This window comes from Paenibacillus sp. JJ1683 (assembly GCF_053006485.1).
Genome location: NZ_CM129820.1, coordinates 5,568,885 through 5,588,204, shown reverse-complemented (window position 1 = coordinate 5,588,204; position 19,320 = coordinate 5,568,885). Strand labels below are relative to the sequence as shown.

Annotated in this window: 19 protein-coding genes and 1 riboswitch; of the genes, 16 read left to right on the top strand and 3 right to left on the bottom strand. The window is 49.1% G+C overall.

Annotated elements, in window-relative coordinates; genetic code table 11:
- Positions 1–56: 56 nt before the first annotated feature.
- From ACUC6J_RS24110 to ACUC6J_RS24035, 16 genes are all read left to right on the top strand, one after another.
- Entirely contained in the window at positions 57–674 is a 618-nt protein-coding gene (locus ACUC6J_RS24110; RefSeq protein WP_016822598.1) for a xanthine phosphoribosyltransferase, read from the top strand.
- Positions 668–1,975 carry a nucleobase:cation symporter-2 family protein gene (locus ACUC6J_RS24105; protein WP_016822599.1) on the top strand — a complete coding sequence of 436 codons (1,308 nt, stop codon included), beginning with the start codon at positions 668–670 and terminating at the stop codon, positions 1,973–1,975. Before ACUC6J_RS24110 ends, ACUC6J_RS24105 begins: the two co-directional genes overlap by 7 nt.
- 439 nt (positions 1,976–2,414) lie before the next feature.
- Positions 2,415–2,546, top strand: a complete 132-nt coding sequence (locus tag ACUC6J_RS24100) for a hypothetical protein (protein ID WP_016822600.1) — start codon at positions 2,415–2,417, stop codon at positions 2,544–2,546.
- 382 nt (positions 2,547–2,928) lie between these two features.
- Positions 2,929–3,133: riboswitch (cobalamin riboswitch) on the top strand.
- 216 nt (positions 3,134–3,349) lie between these two features.
- Positions 3,350–4,933 (top strand): ABC transporter substrate-binding protein, encoded by a 1,584-nt coding sequence (locus ACUC6J_RS24095; protein ID WP_447249547.1) that lies wholly within the window; start codon positions 3,350–3,352, stop codon positions 4,931–4,933.
- Between the two features lie 15 nt (positions 4,934–4,948).
- Positions 4,949–5,878, top strand: coding sequence for a nickel ABC transporter permease (nikB, locus tag ACUC6J_RS24090; RefSeq protein ID WP_447249546.1), 930 nt, complete (start codon positions 4,949–4,951; stop codon positions 5,876–5,878).
- A 14-nt stretch (positions 5,879–5,892) separates the two neighbouring features.
- Entirely contained in the window at positions 5,893–6,708 is an 816-nt protein-coding gene (gene nikC, locus ACUC6J_RS24085; protein ID WP_017426093.1) for a nickel transporter permease, read from the top strand.
- Positions 6,708–7,622, top strand: a complete 915-nt coding sequence (locus tag ACUC6J_RS24080; RefSeq protein ID WP_447249545.1) for an ATP-binding cassette domain-containing protein — start codon at positions 6,708–6,710, stop codon at positions 7,620–7,622. The genes nikC (ACUC6J_RS24085) and ACUC6J_RS24080 overlap by 1 nt, the downstream gene beginning before the upstream one ends.
- Positions 7,619–8,398, top strand: a complete 780-nt coding sequence (locus ACUC6J_RS24075; RefSeq protein ID WP_016822605.1) for an ABC transporter ATP-binding protein — start codon at positions 7,619–7,621, stop codon at positions 8,396–8,398. The genes ACUC6J_RS24080 and ACUC6J_RS24075 overlap by 4 nt, the downstream gene beginning before the upstream one ends.
- A gap of 142 nt (positions 8,399–8,540) precedes the next feature.
- Positions 8,541–10,166, top strand: coding sequence for a nickel ABC transporter substrate-binding protein (gene nikA, locus ACUC6J_RS24070; protein ID WP_016822606.1), 1,626 nt, complete (start codon positions 8,541–8,543; stop codon positions 10,164–10,166).
- Between the two features lie 46 nt (positions 10,167–10,212).
- A complete protein-coding gene (nikB, locus tag ACUC6J_RS24065; RefSeq protein ID WP_447249544.1) occupies positions 10,213–11,157 on the top strand; it encodes a nickel ABC transporter permease subunit NikB in 945 nt (314 codons plus the stop codon).
- Positions 11,157–11,984, top strand: coding sequence for a nickel ABC transporter permease subunit NikC (nikC, locus tag ACUC6J_RS24060; RefSeq protein ID WP_447250317.1), 828 nt, complete (start codon positions 11,157–11,159; stop codon positions 11,982–11,984). Before nikB (ACUC6J_RS24065) ends, nikC (ACUC6J_RS24060) begins: the two co-directional genes overlap by 1 nt.
- A gap of 22 nt (positions 11,985–12,006) precedes the next feature.
- The gene (locus tag ACUC6J_RS24055) at positions 12,007–12,828 is read left to right on the top strand and encodes an ABC transporter ATP-binding protein (protein WP_447249543.1); all 822 of its coding nucleotides are present in this window, start codon (positions 12,007–12,009) and stop codon (positions 12,826–12,828) included.
- A gap of 41 nt (positions 12,829–12,869) precedes the next feature.
- Positions 12,870–13,679, top strand: a complete 810-nt coding sequence (gene nikE / locus ACUC6J_RS24050; RefSeq protein ID WP_017426100.1) for a nickel import ATP-binding protein NikE — start codon at positions 12,870–12,872, stop codon at positions 13,677–13,679.
- A 140-nt stretch (positions 13,680–13,819) separates the two neighbouring features.
- Complete coding sequence (locus ACUC6J_RS24045; RefSeq protein WP_016822611.1) at positions 13,820–14,629, top strand: transporter substrate-binding domain-containing protein; 810 nt, start codon at positions 13,820–13,822, stop codon at positions 14,627–14,629.
- A 30-nt stretch (positions 14,630–14,659) separates the two neighbouring features.
- Complete coding sequence (locus ACUC6J_RS24040) at positions 14,660–15,376, top strand: amino acid ABC transporter permease (RefSeq protein WP_016822612.1); 717 nt, start codon at positions 14,660–14,662, stop codon at positions 15,374–15,376.
- A gap of 4 nt (positions 15,377–15,380) precedes the next feature.
- Positions 15,381–16,139, top strand: a complete 759-nt coding sequence (locus ACUC6J_RS24035) for an amino acid ABC transporter ATP-binding protein (protein ID WP_016822613.1) — start codon at positions 15,381–15,383, stop codon at positions 16,137–16,139.
- Between the two features lie 192 nt (positions 16,140–16,331).
- Here ACUC6J_RS24035 and ACUC6J_RS24030 read toward each other — a convergent pair whose 3' ends face one another.
- The 3 genes from ACUC6J_RS24030 to ACUC6J_RS24020 are packed head-to-tail and all read right to left on the bottom strand — an operon-like array spanning position 16,332 to position 19,313.
- Positions 16,332–17,315 carry a FecCD family ABC transporter permease gene (locus ACUC6J_RS24030; RefSeq protein ID WP_447249542.1) on the bottom strand — a complete coding sequence of 328 codons (984 nt, stop codon included), beginning with the start codon at positions 17,313–17,315 and terminating at the stop codon, positions 16,332–16,334.
- Positions 17,312–18,334 (bottom strand): FecCD family ABC transporter permease, encoded by a 1,023-nt coding sequence (locus tag ACUC6J_RS24025; protein WP_447249541.1) that lies wholly within the window; start codon positions 18,332–18,334, stop codon positions 17,312–17,314. Before ACUC6J_RS24025 ends, ACUC6J_RS24030 begins: the two co-directional genes overlap by 4 nt.
- Before the next feature lies 1 nt (position 18,335).
- On the bottom strand, positions 18,336–19,313 hold the full coding sequence (locus tag ACUC6J_RS24020) for an ABC transporter substrate-binding protein (protein WP_447249540.1): 978 nt from the start codon (positions 19,311–19,313) through the stop codon (positions 18,336–18,338).
- Positions 19,314–19,320 lie beyond the last annotated feature (7 nt).

The following is a 19,320-nucleotide window of genomic DNA, read 5'->3' as shown; positions in this document are numbered from 1 at the left end:
TTTTGGTTTTTGCAGGTTTTATTCTATTTTAAGTACAGAGGAGCGATATTCGCATAATGAAAGCTTTGGAAGAACGTATTCGTCAAGAGGGACAAATTTTATCCGATACGGTGTTAAAGGTAGATTCATTTTTGAACCATCAGGTGGATACAGCATTAGCATTGGAGATTGGTAAGGAGTTCGCACGTCTGTTCGGCAGTGCTCCAATTACCAAGGTGCTTACTATTGAAGCTAGTGGTATTCAATTTGCTATGGCCACTGCTATTGCTTTGGGAGTACCGTTCATTTATGCGAAGAAAAAGAAGGCGATCACGCTGAATGAACAGGTATACTTCGCAGAGGTTCACTCGTTCACTCGGCAGGAAACCTATCAGGTGAGCATTTCCCAAAAATATCTCGATGCCAGCGACCATGTGCTGATCGTGGATGATTTTTTGGCAACTGGTGCAGCTTTGGTCGGACTTACCGATATTGTGAAGGAAGCAGGAGCAGAGCTGGCCGGAGTTGGCTGCGTAATTGAAAAGAGCTTTCAGGAAGGCCGTGGACTGTTGGAGCAAAGAGGTATTGCCGTACGTTCTCTAGCGCGTATCGCTTCCATGGCACCGGGCGAAGTCCATTTTATAGAGGAAGCTGGCACGGTAATTCCTCCCGTTAAGGAGAATGTGGGATGTTAAGTAAACAAAAATTATTTGCGCTGGGTTTCCAGCATGTCATGGCGATGTACGCCGGAGCCATTGCTGTCCCTCTAATTGTAGGGGGAGCGCTGCACCTGACGCCAGCCCAGATGGCTTATCTAGTGGCTGCTGATCTATTCACTTGCGGGATTGCTACATTATTACAGATTATGGGCACACGTTTTTTCGGAAGTAGACTGCCTGTCATTTTGGGCTGTACGTTTACGGCAGTAGGACCCATTATCGCAATTGCTTCGACATCAAATCTGGCGACAGCGTACGGTGCCATCATTTTGTCCGGTATATTTGTGGTGCTTGCGGCACCGTTGTACGGCAAACTGTTACGCTTTTTCCCAACAGTGGTTACCGGCTCGGTCGTTACGATTATCGGTCTATCCCTTATTCCGGTGGCGATGAACAATGTAGCGGGTGGTCAGGGCAGCGCGGATTTTGGACAGCCGCGTAATTTGCTGCTGGCGCTGGTTACACTACTGGTTATTCTGCTTGTCAATCGAGTAGCCAAGGGCTTTTTACGCTCGATTTCCGTTCTTATTGGTCTGTTCGCAGGTACTGTAGTCGCCTATGCGATGGGAATGGTGCATTTTGCTCCCGTAGCGGATGCTTCGTGGGTGAGTATTGCGCAGCCGTTTTATTTTGGTAAGCCGGAGTTTAGCATTATGGCAGTATGTACGATGATTATCGTCAATATTGTGAGCATGGTCGAGTCTACAGGGGTTTATCTGGCAGTAGGTAAAGCGATTGATCAGAAAGTGGAGCAAAAGCAAATCGTCAATGGACTTCGTTCGGAAGGACTTGCAATTATGTTGGGCGGTATTTTTAATGCGTTCCCTTACACGGCCTTCTCCCAAAATGTAGGTCTGATCTCGCTGACTCGCGTCAAATCCCGTAACGTTATTTTTGCTGCTGGCGGCATTATGGTCGTCCTCGGTTTGCTGCCTAAGCTGGCTGCCTTGACGACAGTGATTCCTAACGCTGTGCTGGGCGGGGCGATGATCGTCATGTTTGGCTCGGTTGCTGCATCAGGCATGTCTATTTTGTCAGAAGTGGATCTGCGGAAAGAAAGCAATCTGCTGATTGCAGCATGTAGTATTGCCGTGGGCCTAGGCTCAGCTGTTCTGCCGCAAATGTTCGACCAACTGCCGAGCTTTGCCAAAATGCTGCTGCAAAACGGCATCGTATCTGGCTCGATTACGGCAATTGTTTTGAACATTGTTTTGGCAAGAAAACAGGGTGAATCGGTCAAAGGCGTTAATGTCTCAGAAGTTCCACAGAAGGTTTGATGAATAGGAAATAAACAAAAACAGCCGGAGAGAGGGCGTAGCCTCTTTTCCGGCTGTTTGGCATGGGGTTATCCAGAACTAGTTATTTATTAAGCAGCATGAAATTATTGATAAAACCCTCTTTCTGTATGAAGATCGGGGTTTGGATTTTCGAAGTGAAGTCATAATAGTACACGCCGCGTCCTTCCTCCTGATTTTTCGGGAGGCGCTGCCTAAATAATAGACCCCTTTGCTGTCTGGAGACATATAGATAAAGCTGCGGGACGAAATGGGGAGCTTAGTTTGGTGCGTTTTCCAGTTGCACTCTTAGGTTGGTTTATCTACTAGAGGAATTTGCTAGAGTGGTAGGAAGAGGCATGGTATAATCTACCTTAAGGACTTTGGATAGTGGTGGATGTTTTCGGACCACGGCGCAGCTTCCCGAAAGGGGGTGAAGCCGATGGTCAACCTTGTGTCGTGCTATGATGTGCTGCGTTGGATGGTTACGTTACTAAGCCTGGTGTTTAGTATTCGTAAGCTTTATCGCTGGCTGCGTCGGAAATTTCGGAACAAGCGAAAACCCACCGCGTAATTAGGTTGGCCCCTAATGGTGGGTTTCGTTCGCATTAACATTCAGTTATGCAGCGCGCCGTGGTGGTGATCCACAGCCATTCAAGTCCTAAGAGTCTTTGCCGTTGGAGCGGCGAAGGCTCTTTTTAGTATACGGATACGGTGGTTATCTCTATACCTAATTTTAACACGTGAATTGCGTGCACGCAACGTTAAAGACAACCTTCAATTGCGCGCAAGCAATGAATAGCCTTGGTCTTGATTCACACTATATCATTCAAATTTAAATTATTACGCAACATTTGTTGACAAGCCAGTAGCAACAAAATAAGATAATCCTAAATCGTAATAAAAAGGAATAAAGGAAGAAAACAGGTGTGAGCCGGACAACTCTATATACGAAGTTTCGTAGAGACGATGTAGATAGTTGTTGAGCGTGTTCACTTAAAAGGGAAGTTCGGTAGATTCCGACACGGACCCGCCACTGTATACAGGCATCAGCAGGGTACTGCTGGAGCTTTCAGAACAAGCCACTGGAACTGTGAGGAACCGGGAAGGCCTGAAAGATACGCTTGGAGTCAGGAGACCTGCCTGTTTTGACATCACTGTCAGACCCACGGGATGCTGGGGAGGTGGTTAGGCGTGCTGCATACGGAATGTCTGAAACCGATCTGATCCCTTCTATGTTTTTGGAGCTGGCTTTGAGGTGAGTTTTGACATTTTATAATGAAAGCATTTCTGACTGCTGATCAGGTGGTCGGGAATGCTTTTTCGCGTTTTGTGTTAGGTTTATACGATTTTACAAGATAGAGGGGGAAATGTGGGATGATAGGCAATCGTAATAGGCGTTCATGGTTCATATGTACAGGATTGCTGCTGCTGATGGCAGTTATGACTCTTTCGGGATGTGGCGCAGCCACGAAGACAGAGGATAGCTCGGGCAAGGGTGAGAACACGTCTGCACAACAGACTCAAGCAGATAAAAAGCTGGTGATGGCGTATACGTGGAAACCGTCAGGCGTCGATCCGCATGGAGACAATAGCTGGGATGTGATGCGTTCCGGTGCCGGTGAGACACTCATTCGTTTGAATGAAAAGCTGGAGCCTGTGGCTTGGCTAGCCAAGGAGTGGAAGCATGATAGTCCTAATGTGTGGTCGTTCAGCGTGCAGGATAAGGTCACGTTTCATAATGGAAAGAGCATGGATGCAGTAAGTGTAAAAGCATCTTTGCTGCGCTCAATCGAAAAAAGCCATCTGGCGAAGGATTTACTGGATGTGAAGTCCATTGATGTAACTGGTCCGCTGACGCTGAAAATTACGACAAACCAGCCGAATGCAGCGCTGGTATCCAATTTGGCTGATCCGTCAACGATTGTACTGGATGTGGCATCCATGAAAGATGAGCAAAGCTACCCTGCAATGACAGGTGCTTTTAAAATCAAAGCCTTCAACAAGGATCAATCCTTGGTCGTCGAGCGTTATGACGGATACTGGGGCGAAAAGGCGCGCTTGGCCGAAGCGATGATGAAATTCATTACGGACGGTAATTCGCGCCTGATGGCGTTGCAATCTGGTGAGGTGGATGTAGCGACGGATATTCCGGTAGATAACGCAGAGGTATTAAAAAAGAACGACAAGCTACAAGTGCTGTCGGCTCCATCCTTGCGCACCCATATGATTGTGTACAACATGGAATCACCTGTGTTCAAGGATGCAACCAACCGTAAGGTGGTGGACAGTCTGATTCCGCGCGCATCCATTGTGAGCGCCGTCATGAGAGGCTTCGGTACGGAAGCAAGCAGCCCGTTTCCGAGCATTCTTCCCTTCGGTAAGATTGAGCGCAAAGCATTGGACGGAACGGCGGAGCAGTTGTTGACGAAGGATGGCTGGCAGAAGGATGCCCAAGGTACGTGGACCAAGCAGGGTAAGCCATTCGAGGTTACGCTGCTGACCTTCCCTCAGCGTCCAGAGCTATCCGTCATGGCTGAGGTGATTCAGAGCCAATTGCTGAATGAGGGAATCCAGGTCAAGATTCGCAAGGTGGAAAATATCGACGAGGCATTGACCAAAAATGATTGGGATTTTGCTATGTACAGCATGCTCACGGCCCATACAGGGGAGCCGCAGTATTTTATGGACATGTTCTACTCTTCTACAAGTGAAGCGAATGTAAGCCGTTATGCCTCCAAACCGCTGGAGAATATTCTTCACAGCCTGAAGTTGGCGAAGGATACCGCACAGCGTAATGCGGTAACACTGCAAGCGCTGGAAATCATCAATACAGATTTGCCGCAGTCGTTCATTGTGCACCCTGACAATGTGTTTGGTGTGAAAAAAGGAGTAAAGGGCTTTACACCGCATCCGATCGAGTATTACTACATTACAGCGCAATCCGATATTGCGGAATAACGAGCAACGTATCCTATGATTCGTTTTATACTAGAACGTGTGGCGCAGCTGCCCATCATTGTATTCGTTGTATCTACGCTGACTTTTGTACTGATGAGGCTGGCCCCTGGTGACCCTGCTCTCATTTTGCTCACCGCGCATAATGTTCCTGCTTCTGGGGAGGCGCTAACCGCGCTGCGAAACGAACTGGGCTTGAATGAGCCGCTTCATATTCAATATGTGAACTGGCTGAGGGATGTGTTCACAGGACATTGGGGAACCTCGTTTGTGTCCAAGGAGTCAGTGCTAAACGAACTATGGAGCAGACTGCCCGCCACGGTGGAGCTAGCTTTGGCGGGCTTTGCCGTCATGACGGTGCTTACGCTTGGGATGGGACTGGCTGCCTCGCTAAAAGTCAGCGGTCCACTAGATCGTCTGGGCAGGCTGTTCGCTTTGCTGGGATCGTCAATCCCTTCTTTTTGGCTTGGGTTTCTGCTGATCTATCTATTTTCCGTTCGCTTGGGCTGGCTCCCATCCATGGGAAGGGAGGACTGGACACATTTAGTACTCCCAGCGCTGACGCTTGGTGCAGGATTGGGAACGGTGCAAGCCCGTGTATTGCGTGCTCAGATGCTGGAGCTGAGTGACCGGAATTTTGTGAAGGCAGCGAGGGCTCGCGGTTTTTCACGTATGCATATTCTCTTTTTTGAGATATTTAAACATGCCGTTCTGCCTATGATCACGCTGTTAGGTACGAATCTATCATTTATGCTGGCAGGTAACGTCATCGTAGAAACCATTTTTTCATGGCCAGGGTTAGGAAAGTATTTTATAGATGCAATTACGCAGCGTGATTACCCAGTGATTCAGGGATATGTTATGTTTGCCGCGTTTTTAATTGTAGGTGTTCAGTGTTTGGTGGATGTGGTCCAGACGGTGATAGATCCAAGGCTGCGTTTGCGTTAAGGGGGAAGCTGAAAATGAAAAAGATACGGCTTTCCTTTAGAGGAAGCTTGCTGGCAGGGGGCGCACTGTTTGGCCTGATCGTGCTGCTTGGGTTGCTGGCTCCCTGGGCCGCTCCGCATGATCCTCTGCATGTGGACCTTCTGAACCGTTTGGCACCACCCAGCCGTAAATATCCTTTCGGTACGGATCATCTGGGTCGGGATGTGCTGTCACGGCTCATTTATGGAATTCGGACAAGCGTGTTAATCGCTTGTGCGATTACGGTAGCTACGCTGTGTATTAGTCTGCCCACAGGCTTGCTCATTGGTTATGTGCGAGGACGTGTGGATCAGCTGATTATGCGGGGAATTGATGGTGTACTGGCTTTTCCCGATATTATTTTAACGGTGGCGATTGTGGGTATTTTGGGGCCGGGTTTCGTTAACATGACCTTAGCGATTATTGCGGTACGGTGGGCGGGCTATGTCCGCTATATCCGTAGTTTGGTTCAAAAAGCCTGCCAGGAGGACTATGTACGGTATGCCCGTTTGTCCGGCAATTCACACGTGCGCATACTAAGACGTTATGTATTGCCACAAGTATGGCCGCAATTATTGGTATATGCGGTATGGGATATTGGACACGTGGTGTTAATGATCGCTGGACTCTCCTTTCTTGGACTGGGTGTACAGCCGCCCAAGCCAGAGTGGGGCGTGATGCTGCATGATGCAACCTCGTATTTTCAGGTGGCTCCGCACGTTATGATCTTTCCGGGTTTGGCGATTATGCTGTTTGTGCTTGCCTGCCAGCTTCTGGGTGATCATTTTTCAGAAAAGGGGGCGGCGAAATAGTGGGAAAACGACCAGTCATAGGGTGGAAGGATACGATAGAGCGAGCTTACGTACAAAAACCGTTGTTACACGTGGAACATTTGGAGATTAGTCGTACAGGTGCAGGAGCAAGCGGAAGCGAGAGCAATCCGCTACTGCGAGATGTGAACTTTTCCGTCTACCCAGGGGAAATTGTGGCTCTGACTGGACCAAGTGGATGTGGCAAGAGTCTGACCGCACACGCAATCGCGGGTATGCTGGACCCAAGTGTTGGTGTTACGCAAGGGTGCATCTACTATAACGGGGAAGACATTATCCCGTTCCATGAACAGCGCTGGCAAAGACTGCGCCGTGAGGATATTGCCCTGCTCATTCAACAATCGCTGAGCGGGCTGAACCCGATCCGTACCGTCCGCGCCCAGCTGACGGATACGCTTAGACTGCACAGGCGGCGCCAAATGCACGCCCAGAAGGAGCAGGGCCAGGCTGATCTTGCCCCGTCCCACACTGCATCACAGCAGACCCATCGACAGGGCGTAATGTCACGGATGCGACAGATGCTGAACCGTGCCACGGAGCTGGCTGGAGGCCACACTACTCCAGGGCAGGAAGCTTATTTGTGTTCTCTGCTCCGCAAGGTCGGTTTTGCCGATCCTGAGTATATTCTGTCATCATATCCTTTTGAACTAAGCGGAGGTATGTGCCAAAGGGTGCTGCTGGCTGCAATGTTAAGCTCCGGCCCGCGCCTCTTTATTGCCGACGAGCCCACTACAGCGCTGGATGTGATCAACCGCGACAAGGTTCTGTCATTGCTTTTACAGTTGAGAGAGGATTTCGAGCTCACTATTTTGTTAATTTCACATGATCGCCAGGGTATGAGTCGCGTAGCAGATCGAGTACTGGAGATGACCCCGGAAGGAAGGATGCAACCGTGATATTGGAATTGAAGAACGTCACCAAAGCTTATCCTGTCCGCAGACGAAGAAATGGCTGGTTCAACACGAGACGGGGTGAGCAACAGGCAATAAAGAAAGTGAGTTTGCAATTACGACAGGGAGAATGCCTTGGACTGGTTGGAGAAAGCGGAAGTGGTAAAAGTACGCTGGCGCAGTGTATCCTGGGGCTGGAGTCCTTGACCTCGGGGGAAATCTGGCTGGATCAGCAGCCCATACATACCGGAAGGATGAAAGATATTCATCTGTACAAACGAATTCAGTTAGTCACGCAGGACTCGGCCTCCTCACTGCATCCCCGTATGACCATTCGAGATATTCTGATGGAGCCGATCTGCAACTATTTTCCTGAGCGAAAAGTAAGGGCACTGGATATCTGCCTTTCCTTACTGGAATCGGTAGGGTTAGAGGCTGACAGTCTGAAAAAATACCCTGCGCAGCTAAGCGGTGGACAAAAACAGCGGGTGTGCATTGCTCGGGCGTTGGCCGTTGAACCAGAAATCATCCTGTTCGATGAATCCGTCGCCAATCTGGATACGATAACCCAGTCCTCCGTGCTGAACATGCTCAAAAGAATGCAGTTCGAACGTCAGTTGTCCTATCTTTTCATCACCCATGATCTTCAATCCACCCGTACGTTCTGTGATCGTATTGCCGTCATGGTTCAGGGAGAGATCGTGGAAATATTTGAGGATTGGGATGAAAAACTAGTGAAGCATGAATACACACGTACTCTATTTCAAACGTTGGCGGATTAATCCATAAATTTAATATTATACAAATTCAAAATAAATAAGAGCTTTGCTTGTCGAATATTGTTGACAAAATATAATGTGGTACCTATTCTAAATATGATTATGATAATCATTATCACATATATAGAAAAGGGGAAATACATTGATGTCCGTTCGACACCGCAAGACTGCCACCTTTATGTTGGTGACGCTCCTCTTATTATCCGTTATTCTGGGCTGCGCGAAGCAGGAGAACACACCTGCATCCACCTCTACTAACGGAGCTGCCAATGAAAAGTCGATCACGCTATCGTGGCCACGGGACATTGGTACAATGAATCCTCACGTATACAACCCTTCCCAGCTATTTGCACAATCCATGATTTATGAGCCGTTAGTCAGCTACAAGCAAGGAGGCAAGCTAGAGCCTGCTTTGGCTGAATCTTGGACCATATCCAAGGACGGCAAGACATATACGTTTAAGCTGCGTAAAGGTGTGAAATTTTCCGATGGAACGCTATTTAATGCGGCGATTGTGAAAAAGAACTTTGACGCTATTATGAAAAATGAGAAAACGCATAGCTGGCTTGGTATAGTAGGCGTTCTCGACAAAACTGAAGCTGTAGATGACAGTACGTTCCGAATGACGCTCAAAGAGCCATACTACCCAGTTATTCAGGATCTGTCTGTCGTTCGCCCGTTCCGTTTTTTGGGTGAAGCCGGGTTCCCGGATGATGGAGATACGTCCAAAGGAATTAAGAAACCTGTAGGTACAGGACCTTGGATGCTGGATGAATACAAGCAGGATGAGTATGCAACCTTTAAGCGTAACCCGAATTATTGGGGTACTGCACCGAAGGTGGACAAAATTACGGTCAAAATTATTCCCGATGGTGAAACACGTGTAATGGCCTTTGAAAAAGGTGACCTGGATCTGATTTATGGAGAAGGTGTTATTAGCCTGGATGCTTTCAAACAGCTTCGCGACACGAATCAGTATGTTACCACGCTGTCCGAGCCTGTCGGCACAAGAAGCCTGTTGCTCAACTCGTCCAATCCCAAGCTGGCAGACCTTCGGGTACGTCTAGCACTCCAGCATGGATTTAACAAGCAGGCGATGGTGGAAGGCGTAACCTCGGGGCTCGAGGAAACAGCGGATACGGTTTTATCCAAAAACTACCCGTATACGAATGTCGACTTACAGCCAATAGGCTATGATGTGGAAAAATCCAAAGCATTGTTGGATGAGGCTGGCTGGAAGCTGCCCGCAGGCGGCACAGTACGGGAGAAAGATGGACAACAGCTGGATTTTGAGCTGATTTTCGATAAGACCGATCCGATCCAAAAGGCGATGGCTGAAACCATTCAGGCTGAATGGGGAGAGCTGGGTGTCAAAGTGAATCTGACCGGACTGGAGCTGACGGTTCAAATCAAGCGGCTTAGATCCAACCAGTTTGATCTGTATTTCTGGTACAACTACGGTGCGCCTTATGATCCGCATTCCTTTATTAATGTTATTGCCAAGAAGAGCTTCGGAATTTCTGAGGTGCTGAGCGCCCTTCCGATGAAGAAGGATCTGGATCAGCAAGTACACGAAGCACTTTCATCGACAGACGAAACTAAGCGTCAGGAGCTGTATGCCTCAATCTTGAAGACACTTCAGGAGCAATCTGCAATTGTACCTATTTCGTATATTAAGAAGACGGCAGTGTATCAGAAAAAGATTACTAACTTTGTATTCCCAGCTAATAGGGATGAAAATCCATTTGAGGGAATTGAAATTGGGAAGTAGCTGAAACGGGAAGGTAACGTTAATTTACAGGATAGGAGGACAACTTATGATTAGCTATATCGGGAAGCGAATGGTAGCGGTCATTCCTATTGTTCTCTTTGCCACCCTCGTTACCTTTGCACTCATTCATATTTCACCGGTTGATCCGGCTGAAGCTTATTTGACGGCTGCTCATATTTATCCTACCCCGGAAATTCTGGAGCAGAAGAGGCATGAGTTCGGGCTGGATCAGCCATTGCTGACACAGTATATGCATACACTTCAAAGAATCAGTCGGTTGGACTTTGGTACTTCGTATCTGACCAACAAGCCAGTGTGGGATGAGGTGAAGGCTCGATTGCCTGCCACTGTTGAACTGGCCTTAAGCAGCATGTCATTATCCATCGTGGTGAGCATCCCGCTGGGTGTGTTGGCGGCGATGCGTAAAAATGGCTGGATCGACATACTGAGTCGAGGGATTTCGTATTTCGGGGCATCTATTCCCCAGTTCTGGCTGGGATATTTGTTAATCTTCTTTTTCTCTGTACGATTGGACTGGCTACCTGTAGAGGGTCGGGGAACGTGGCAGCATCTGGTGTTGCCGACGTTGACTCTGTCGCTGGTTCTGATTGCTTTATATACGCGCCTGTTGCGCTCCAGTGTGCTGGAACAGCTTCAGGAAACGTATGTCCAGTATGCCAGAACCAGAGGAATACGCGAGCGTATGATTATGCTCAGGCACATACTCAAAATGGCCATTACTCCGCTAATAACAAGTATGGGCATGAACCTGGGCAAGTTGCTGACTGGAACGATTATTGTGGAGCAGGTGTTTTCATGGCCTGGGTTTGGCCGTTATTTCGTGGAAGCCATTTTTAACCGGGATATTCCCGTCATACAATGCTATGTGTTTTTGGCGGCATGCCTGTTCATCGTATGCAATTTGCTCGTTGATCTGGTGCACTTGTATATGGACCCCCGAATTTCTTCGAAGGGACGAGCAGAGCAGTGATGATAAGGTTGCGTAAAATGTTCAAAGGTCAAAAGGTAATCGTGGTTTGCTCTATCGTGCTGGCAGCCCTTTTTATCATAATGGCGCTGGCTCCGTGGCTGGCTCCCCATGATCCGGTTAAAGTCAATTTACTGCATAAGCTGGAAGGCCCTTCAAAAGAGTATTGGCTGGGAACGGACCATCTGGGTCGGTGTAATCTATCCCGGCTGCTGTATGGAGCGCGAATTTCGCTCGGCTTTGCGACATTAATTTTCTTGTCCTCGCTTAGTATCGGTGTTGTGATCGGATCAGTTGCAGGTTATTTGGGCGGTTGGGTCGATAGTGTACTGATGCGGTTTTGCGAAGGCATTATGGCGTTTCCCAACTTGGTGCTTGTGCTCGGCATTGTCGGTATTTTTGGGCCAGGTCTCATGCAGGTGTTGTTTGCCTTGATGCTGGTGCAGTGGGTGTACTATGCCCGAATGTGCCGTAATATGGTCGTCAGTCTGAAAGAGCAGAATTTTATAGCGGCCGCAAGGATTAGCGGCTCCTCCTCAGGGGCCATTATACGGCGGCACATCATTCCGAATGTGCTGCGGCCGCTTGTGGTCATTGGAACGCTGGAGATGGGCTGGGCGATCATGGATATCTCCGCGTTGTCATTCCTGGGTCTAGGCATCCAGCCGCCGACTCCTGAATGGGGAGCCATGATCCATGAGGGAACGGGATACATCCGCAGTCATCCGGAATTAATGATTTATCCGGGTTTCATGATTCTGGTGGTGGTAATGGCCTTCAATATATTGGGAGAGGCGTTGTCCGACCGATATGGAATTGCCAAACGTTAGTAAAACAGGAGTGAGGACAACGATGGATGACACAGCCAAGACGCAGGTGCTGGAGGTCAGTGGCTTACAGGTAAAGCTCAAAACTGATGCAGGGGCGGTATCTCTGCTGGAACCTATCCATTTTGAACTGAAAAAGGGGCGGGTTCTGGGTCTTGTCGGCGAGAGTGGTAGCGGTAAAACAGTAACCTGTAACGCGCTGCTCCAGCTACTGGATCGCCAGACGATGGATGTGGAAGGCAGTGTCCGTCTGAACGGACGTGAGTTGAATGGAATGCCAGCCGAGGAGATGCGCCGCATTCGGGGCAAGGCAATTGCTTTTATTATGCAAAATCCGATGAGGGCTTTTACGCCAGTATATACGATTGGGGATCAGTTTATGGAAACGATCCGCACGCATACCGGATTAAGTAAACGACAGGCGCGTGATCTTGCTATAGCGGCTCTGGAAAATATGAATCTGCCCAATCCAGCCAAGCTAATGAAGTGTTATTCGTTTCAGTTGAGTGGCGGGATGCTGCAACGGGTCATGATCGCCATTTCCATGTGCCTGCGGCCAGCAGTGGTTATTGCGGATGAACCGACGACGGCACTCGATGTGGTTAATCAGCTACAGGTGCTGAGAGAGTTGGATCGCTTACGTACGGAATATGACACGTCTATTTTGCTGATCTCGCATGATCTGGGTGTCATCTCCCAAATGGCGGATGAAGTGGCAGTGATGCAGCGGGGGCGTATTGTTGAGCAGGCAGAGGTGTTTCAGTTGTTCGACCATCCACAGCATGAATATACGAAAATGCTGTTGCAGGCCAGACCTAAGTTGTCCCTTCAGGGCATAAATCAGTAGGGCGATGAGTTGCCTGTTGGATACTTTCAAAAGGGGAGCGAATGCATGTGCTGCAAGTGAAGGAAGTAACTCATAGCTATAGAAAGCGCAAATGGCTGGGCCGCTCCGAATCACGTCTCCCTGTGCTCACTGATGTGTCGCTTACCATAGAGAGCGGATTTTGCCTAGGACTGCTTGGAACCAGTGGAGCGGGGAAGAGCACGCTGGGCAAGGTTATTCTGGGGCTGGAGAAGCCGCAGGAGGGTCAGGTGCTGTTTCAGGGGCAGGACATCTATAATGGAAGTCCTCAAGTACGCAGGGGATTGCGACGGGATATGCAGGTTGTATTCCAGGACTGCTATTCTGCTGTAAACCCTCGCATGACCGCCGGACAGATTATCGGAGAGCCCTTGGACAATTACGAGCGGTTATCAGTGCAGGAACAAAAAAGAACGGTAGAAAATCTGCTGGAGCGGGTGGGTCTTAAGCCGGAGGATCGGAATAAATATCCGCATCAATTCAGCGGCGGACAATTACAGCGGATTAACATTGCACGGGCGATTGCGCTCAGACCCAAGCTGATCGTACTGGATGAGTCCGTCAGCAGTCTGGATATGGTTCATCAGATGCGCATTTTATCCCTGTTGGAAGAGCTGAAAACTTCATTTGGATTGTCATATCTGTTTATCACACATGATATTCGAGCGGCTTACGCCGTCTGTGATGGCATTGCTGTGATGGAACAAGGGAAATTAGTCGAGCACTGTGCTGAGAAAGATCAGATTTTTGAATCTGCTCACCCGGCCGTGCAACGTTTAATTTCGTCCATTTTGCCGGAGCATCCAGCAGACCGTCTCCCACTTCATGAATAACAACTGACCCGCAGGGGTCTTTTTTTGTGCAGCATCTGGTTAGATAATCAAAATGAAATTTGCTAGTTGTATTATTTGAATAACTCGTTATAATATAAAATCATAGTAAATTACTTGGATTTTAAAAGGGGATGTCATTTATGAAGAAATCTGCTTGGGTAGCAGCGATTGGGCTATCTCTTGTGTTAATAACGGGTGCCTTGAGTGGTTGTTCCTCGAAGGAAGCGGCATCAGGGGATAAGGTACTCTATGTGGGGACACAAAATGACTACCCGCCGTTTGCCTTTACGAATGATAAAAATGAGCTGACCGGATACGATGTGGAAGTAGTCAAGGAGATCGATAAGAAGCTGGACGGCTATAAGATTGAATTTGTACCTTCGGGCTGGGATGCGATATTCCTTGCGCTGGATGCGAATAAAGTGCAGATCATCGCAGATGAAGTTGCCAAAAATCCTGAGCGTGAGAAGAAGTATTTGTTTTCGGATGAGTCCTATTTCTCGGCTCAGTCGGTTATTATTGTGAAAAAGGGTAGAACGGATATCCATTCTCTCAAGGATTTGGAGGGCAAGAAGGTAGCCGCCTCGGTAGGCGATTCCTATACGCAGTTGCTGGAGCAGTATAATGCGAAGAACGGGAACAAAATTATTTTAAAATATAATGATACAGGAACTTCGTCCGACAACCTTCAAGATGTGCAAAATGGCCGAGTGGACGCTTATGTGAATGATCCAGTGATGGCGGCAGCAACGATCAAGAAGGAAGGCTTACAGGTGGAAGCTGTGGGCGAGCCTGTGCAAAGCGATAACATCAATCTAGTGTTCAAGAAGGATAAGCAGGGTGAAGAACTGAAAGCTAAAATCGACCCGATTATTAAAGAGCTTAAAGCGGACGGAACACTGAAAAAATTGTCTGAACAGTGGACAGGTGGAGAATTTATTCCTCAGTAATCACAATGTAAAGAATAGAGTGGGGTTCCTATGGAAAAGCTGTTTGATTTAGATTATATGCTGAAAAGCCTTCCCCAGATCGTGGAGTATCTCCCCGTTACCTTATGGATTGCGTTTGTCTCCATGCTGCTGGGTGCGATCATCGGGTTAGCTACGGCCTTAATCCGGATATACAAGGTGCCTGTCTTGGCACCCTTGTCTACATTGTATGTCTCGTACATCCGGGGAACACCGCTCATTGTGCAGCTGTTTCTCGTATATTACGGAATACCTAAGTTTTTGTATTATTTTCAGAGCGAATATGGCTTCTTGCAGCAATTCAATGTCTACGTCATTCCACCCGAGCTGTTTGCGTTGCTTTCATTTTCATTGAACCTGGGGGGATATTTGTCGGAGACGTTCCGGGCAGCGATTCATTCGGTCGATCGGGGACAGTTTGAGGCGGCCAATTCCATCGGAATGAGCCAAACACAGATTATGCTTAAAATTGTATTGCCGCAGGCGCTAACGGTGGCTTTGCCCAATCTGGGAAATACGCTGATCAGTACAGTGAAGGATACGTCTTTTATCTTTATGATTGGTGTCGTCGATATGATGGGGCAGGCCAAAATTATGGGCGCGCGGGCGTTGGCTTTTTTTGAGGTCTATGTTGCGGTGTCTTTGATCTACTGGCTGGTGTGCATCATTATTGAGCGCGGGCTTGTTGTGCTGGAGAAACGTATTCGAATTTACGAAAGAAGTGAGTAAGGGCATGATTCAACTTCATCAAATTCATAAGCATTTTGGGCAGCATCATGTGTTAAAGGGCATAGACCTGACAGTAGGTAAGGGAGAAGTGGTGGTCATTCTGGGCCCAAGCGGATCGGGGAAGTCCACACTGCTGCGCAGCATTAATTTTTTGGAACAGCCGACCAGCGGTAGCATTGAAATTGATGGTCTGAAGGTAGATGCGGCCAAGGCCGGAAAAAAGGACATTCTCGGACTGCGGATGGCAACGGCAATGGTATTTCAGCAATATCAGCTGTTTAAAAATTTGAATGCACTCCACAACGTGATGATTGGTCTGACCAGTGTGAAAAAGATGGATCGCAAGCAGGCAAGGGAGATCAGTGAAGGCATTTTGGAAAAGGTCGGGTTAAAGGATCGTATGACCTATTATCCTGCCCAGCTTTCGGGTGGACAGCAGCAGCGTGTTGCGATTGCCCGCGCTTTGGCGCTGAATCCGCAGGTGCTGTTGTTCGATGAGCCGACATCCTCGCTTGATCCTGAACTGGTGGATGAAGTGCTGTCCGTGATTCAAAAGGTGGCGAGTGAAGGCAATACGATGATTATTGTCACGCATGAGCTTGGTTTTGCGAGGGATGTAGCGGATCGGGTCGTGCTGATGGAGCATGGTGCGATCGTAGAACAGGGACCAGTGGAGCAGTTTTTCAATCATCCGAAAGAAGAGCGGACACGGCAATTCCTGGGCAAAGCTTTGGGACAAAGAACGTTACAGGAGCAACCGTAATCCGTAAAGTGACGCGGAAAGGGGTAGAACTTAGAGTAAAAAGCACGTTAGACTTATCGCAGGAGAAGGGAAACCTGCGTATGTCTGACGTGCTTTTTGGCGTGCTATATATAGATGCATCAGGTTACTGGTGGATGTACCCGGAGAATCCGCAGGTAGGATGAAAGATCTTTTCCTGTGGGTATCGGGGAATCAGAATGATCTTCTGCTGCGTTCCCTCCGCAGCAAATATACAAAATAAGGAGCGCCCACAAGTGCTGTCATGATCCCGACGGGTATTTCACGTGGAACAATGAGCATTCTGCCCAAGATGTCGCCCAGCAGCATCAGATTCGCTCCCAGCAGGGCAGCCAGCGGAATCAGCCACTGATTGTGGCTGCCAACAAATCTTCGAGCCATATGGGGTGCCATCAGTCCGATGAAGCCGATGGCGCCGACCGCCGAGACTGAAATTCCTGCCAGTGTAACGGCAAGCAATAGGAGCAGCAGGCGCTGGCGAGTCATATGTACCCCGAGAGAAGTGATGGTCTCATCGCCAAGCTGGTAAATATTCAGCTTTCGGTAGCTGCCCCAGACCAAGGGCAGCAAGACAATGATCCAGGGCAGCAGTGAGATGACCTCCCGCCAGCTCCGGCCCCATAGGCTGCCTGACATCCAGAGCAAAGCCGTGTTCACATTGGTCGGATGGGTTACGATGAGATACTGCGTGGCTGCCATGAGGATGGCCCCCATAGCGACCCCGACCAGAGCTAGAGCTGCTGGCGCCAGCGTAAGTCTACGGCTGAGCAGCAGCAGAATCAGGAATGTTCCCACGGCTCCGCCAAACGCCGCCAAGGGCAGGATATAGGCTGGAGACTGGGGGAACAGGAAAATCACAGCCGCCGCTGCAAATCCGGCTCCTTTGGAAATGCCGATCACGTCAGGACTGGCTAGCGGATTGCGAAACAGACTTTGCAGAATAGCTCCTGCCACGGCTAGTCCCATGCCTGCCAGCAGTCCAACCAACGTCCGGGGCAAGCGAACCTCGTATACGATAAAATGAAAACGGCTGTGCGTATCCAGCAGAGCCGAGCTGACATCACGCAAGGGAATAGGAAGTGCTCCCACACTGACCGAAACGATGCCGAGCAGGAGCAGCAAAAGCAAGGCGGTCACAAGATGGAAAGTTCTGGTCATCGTGTCCCCCTCCTTTTTTTACGGGCCAGATAGATAAAAAACGGCCCTCCGATAGCAGAGGTTACAATTCCCACGGGCGATTCGAACGGAAACGAAATGATGCGGCTGAGGAGATCCGCATACACCAGCAGCAGTCCTCCGCCAAGCGCTGTCATCGGAACGAGTAACGAGAGACGTGTTCCAACCAGCGCCCGGGCGATGTGGGGTACGATCAGACAGACAAAGCCGATCGGTCCGCATACCGCCACGGCTGAGCCTGCCATTACGATAACCAGCAGCAGAGCCAGCGCTCGAACAAGAGGGACGCGCTGCCCTAGTCCGGCTGCGATCTCATCCTCCAATAGCAGCAGTCGCAGGGCTGGCAACAGCATAACGAGCAGCGCAAGACTCACGATGAAAAAAGGAAAAATCATTCGTACCTCCGTCCAGCCCGCCTGACTGACAGAGCCAGCCAGCCAGAAAATCATGGACTCCGTAGAGTACTGATTTAATATAATGAAGCCCTCTGTTAGTGACGACAGCATGAAATGAATGGTGATGCCCGCCAGCGCCAAGCGAACAGGCTGCTTGTCTGCGAATCCAGCCAGCGACCAGACCAGCCATGCACCTGCCGCTGCCCCAGCAAAGGCCATCAGCATCGTGGATGTTGCCGATAGCTGTGCGGATAAGACGAGTCCCAGCACCACGGCGAGAGAAGCCCCAGCGTTAATGCCAAATACATGTGGTGAAGCCAGCGGATTTCGTGTGGTGAGCTGGGTCAATAGCCCCGCCAGCGCCAGCAGGGTACCGACCATGCAGGCGGTCAGGGTGCGCGGCAGGCGCAGCGTCTGAATATACAGATGTACCTTGTCGCTGCGCTGATAGGTCAATGCCTGATACAGTTCAGCCCACGATATAGAGGCGGGGCCCCATTTGAGGCTGAATAACAAGCCCAGGATTAATAAAATCAAAGACACTAAAAACAGGAAGAGCAGAAACCGCGAACGGCTCTGCTTCTTGGTGGATATGGAATGGATCATTTTACTTCTCTCCCAGGCTGTTTACGATGTCCTCGGCTATTTTTTCACTTCCCAGCATCCCGCGGGACAAGGACCAATTACGTCGTTCTACCGTAAATACACGGTTGTTTTTAACTGCGTCTATTTTTTGCCACAAGGGATTGCCTTCCCACTGGTTCACGATCGTTGCAGGGTCTGTCGGCATCAGGAACAGTACCTGTGGGTTGGCTTCAACTAATTGCTCCAGCGTCAGCTCGGGATATGCCTTGTCGCTGTGCACCGGATCGGTAAAGCCTAACAGCTTTACAATGGAGCCAGTATATGCATGGTCCGAATGGGCGAAGAAGCCTTTAGGATTGACGACAGCAGGCAGTACGGTCAGAGAGGTGCTCTTCAGCTTCTTTTTGGCTGCATCCATTTTGACCTGATGTTCTTTCAGACGTTTTTGGGCCTCTTCACTTTTACCTACGGCCGTAGCGAGGATCGTGTAATTTTTTAGCATATGCTCATAGTCTGCCTGAAAATCGTCCAGTGCCAGCACTGGGGCAATGCCTTTCAATTGAGTCAAAGCATTTTTGTGCTTATTAATATCCACAATAATCAGATCAGGCTGCAATGAGCTGATCATTTCAATATTGGGTTCATAACGGGAGCCTACGGAAGTGTAGTCCTTCAGCTTACTTTTCACGGAATCCATGAACAGCTCAGGCGTACCGTCATCAGCAATTCCGATAGGCTGCACACCCAGAGTCACCAGCATGTCCGTAAAGCTGAAATCCATTGAAATAATACGTGCAGGCTTGCCTGGTAAAGTGACAGTTCCGAGTGCGTCCTGAACGGTGATACGGTCTCCGTCAGATGAGCTGTTCGCTGGTTGGGAACCCGTCGAATTGTCGTTTGCCGCAGTCTGATTCGTGGAGGATGAACTACAAGCTGCCAAGCTAATAGCGAGCAGTAAGGTGAAGGTGAGACCCAATATACGTGTAAACCAATGATGCATCCTGTTT

What these genes read in the sequence shown, in the direction of transcription:
- ACUC6J_RS24040 (WP_016822612.1), top strand. Translation starts at nt 14,660, where the DNA reads ATGGAAAAGCTGTTTGATTTAGATTATATGCTGAAAAGCCTTCCCCAG.
- nikB (WP_447249544.1), top strand. Translation starts at nt 10,213, where the DNA reads ATGATTAGCTATATCGGGAAGCGAATGGTAGCGGTCATTCCTATTGTT.
- nikC (WP_447250317.1), top strand. Translation starts at nt 11,157, where the DNA reads ATGATAAGGTTGCGTAAAATGTTCAAAGGTCAAAAGGTAATCGTGGTT.
- nikA (WP_016822606.1), top strand. Translation starts at nt 8,541, where the DNA reads ATGTCCGTTCGACACCGCAAGACTGCCACCTTTATGTTGGTGACGCTC.
- ACUC6J_RS24020 (WP_447249540.1), bottom strand. Translation starts at nt 19,313, where the DNA reads ATGCATCATTGGTTTACACGTATATTGGGTCTCACCTTCACCTTACTG.
- ACUC6J_RS24095 (WP_447249547.1), top strand. Translation starts at nt 3,350, where the DNA reads ATGATAGGCAATCGTAATAGGCGTTCATGGTTCATATGTACAGGATTG.
- ACUC6J_RS24035 (WP_016822613.1), top strand. Translation starts at nt 15,381, where the DNA reads ATGATTCAACTTCATCAAATTCATAAGCATTTTGGGCAGCATCATGTG.
- ACUC6J_RS24030 (WP_447249542.1), bottom strand. Translation starts at nt 17,315, where the DNA reads ATGACCAGAACTTTCCATCTTGTGACCGCCTTGCTTTTGCTGCTCCTG.
- ACUC6J_RS24045 (WP_016822611.1), top strand. Translation starts at nt 13,820, where the DNA reads ATGAAGAAATCTGCTTGGGTAGCAGCGATTGGGCTATCTCTTGTGTTA.
- ACUC6J_RS24025 (WP_447249541.1), bottom strand. Translation starts at nt 18,334, where the DNA reads ATGATCCATTCCATATCCACCAAGAAGCAGAGCCGTTCGCGGTTTCTG.
- nikE (WP_017426100.1), top strand. Translation starts at nt 12,870, where the DNA reads ATGCATGTGCTGCAAGTGAAGGAAGTAACTCATAGCTATAGAAAGCGC.
- nikC (WP_017426093.1), top strand. Translation starts at nt 5,893, where the DNA reads ATGAAAAAGATACGGCTTTCCTTTAGAGGAAGCTTGCTGGCAGGGGGC.
- ACUC6J_RS24100 (WP_016822600.1), top strand. Translation starts at nt 2,415, where the DNA reads ATGGTCAACCTTGTGTCGTGCTATGATGTGCTGCGTTGGATGGTTACG.
- nikB (WP_447249546.1), top strand. Translation starts at nt 4,949, where the DNA reads ATGATTCGTTTTATACTAGAACGTGTGGCGCAGCTGCCCATCATTGTA.
- ACUC6J_RS24105 (WP_016822599.1), top strand. Translation starts at nt 668, where the DNA reads ATGTTAAGTAAACAAAAATTATTTGCGCTGGGTTTCCAGCATGTCATG.
- ACUC6J_RS24055 (WP_447249543.1), top strand. Translation starts at nt 12,007, where the DNA reads ATGGATGACACAGCCAAGACGCAGGTGCTGGAGGTCAGTGGCTTACAG.
- ACUC6J_RS24110 (WP_016822598.1), top strand. Translation starts at nt 57, where the DNA reads ATGAAAGCTTTGGAAGAACGTATTCGTCAAGAGGGACAAATTTTATCC.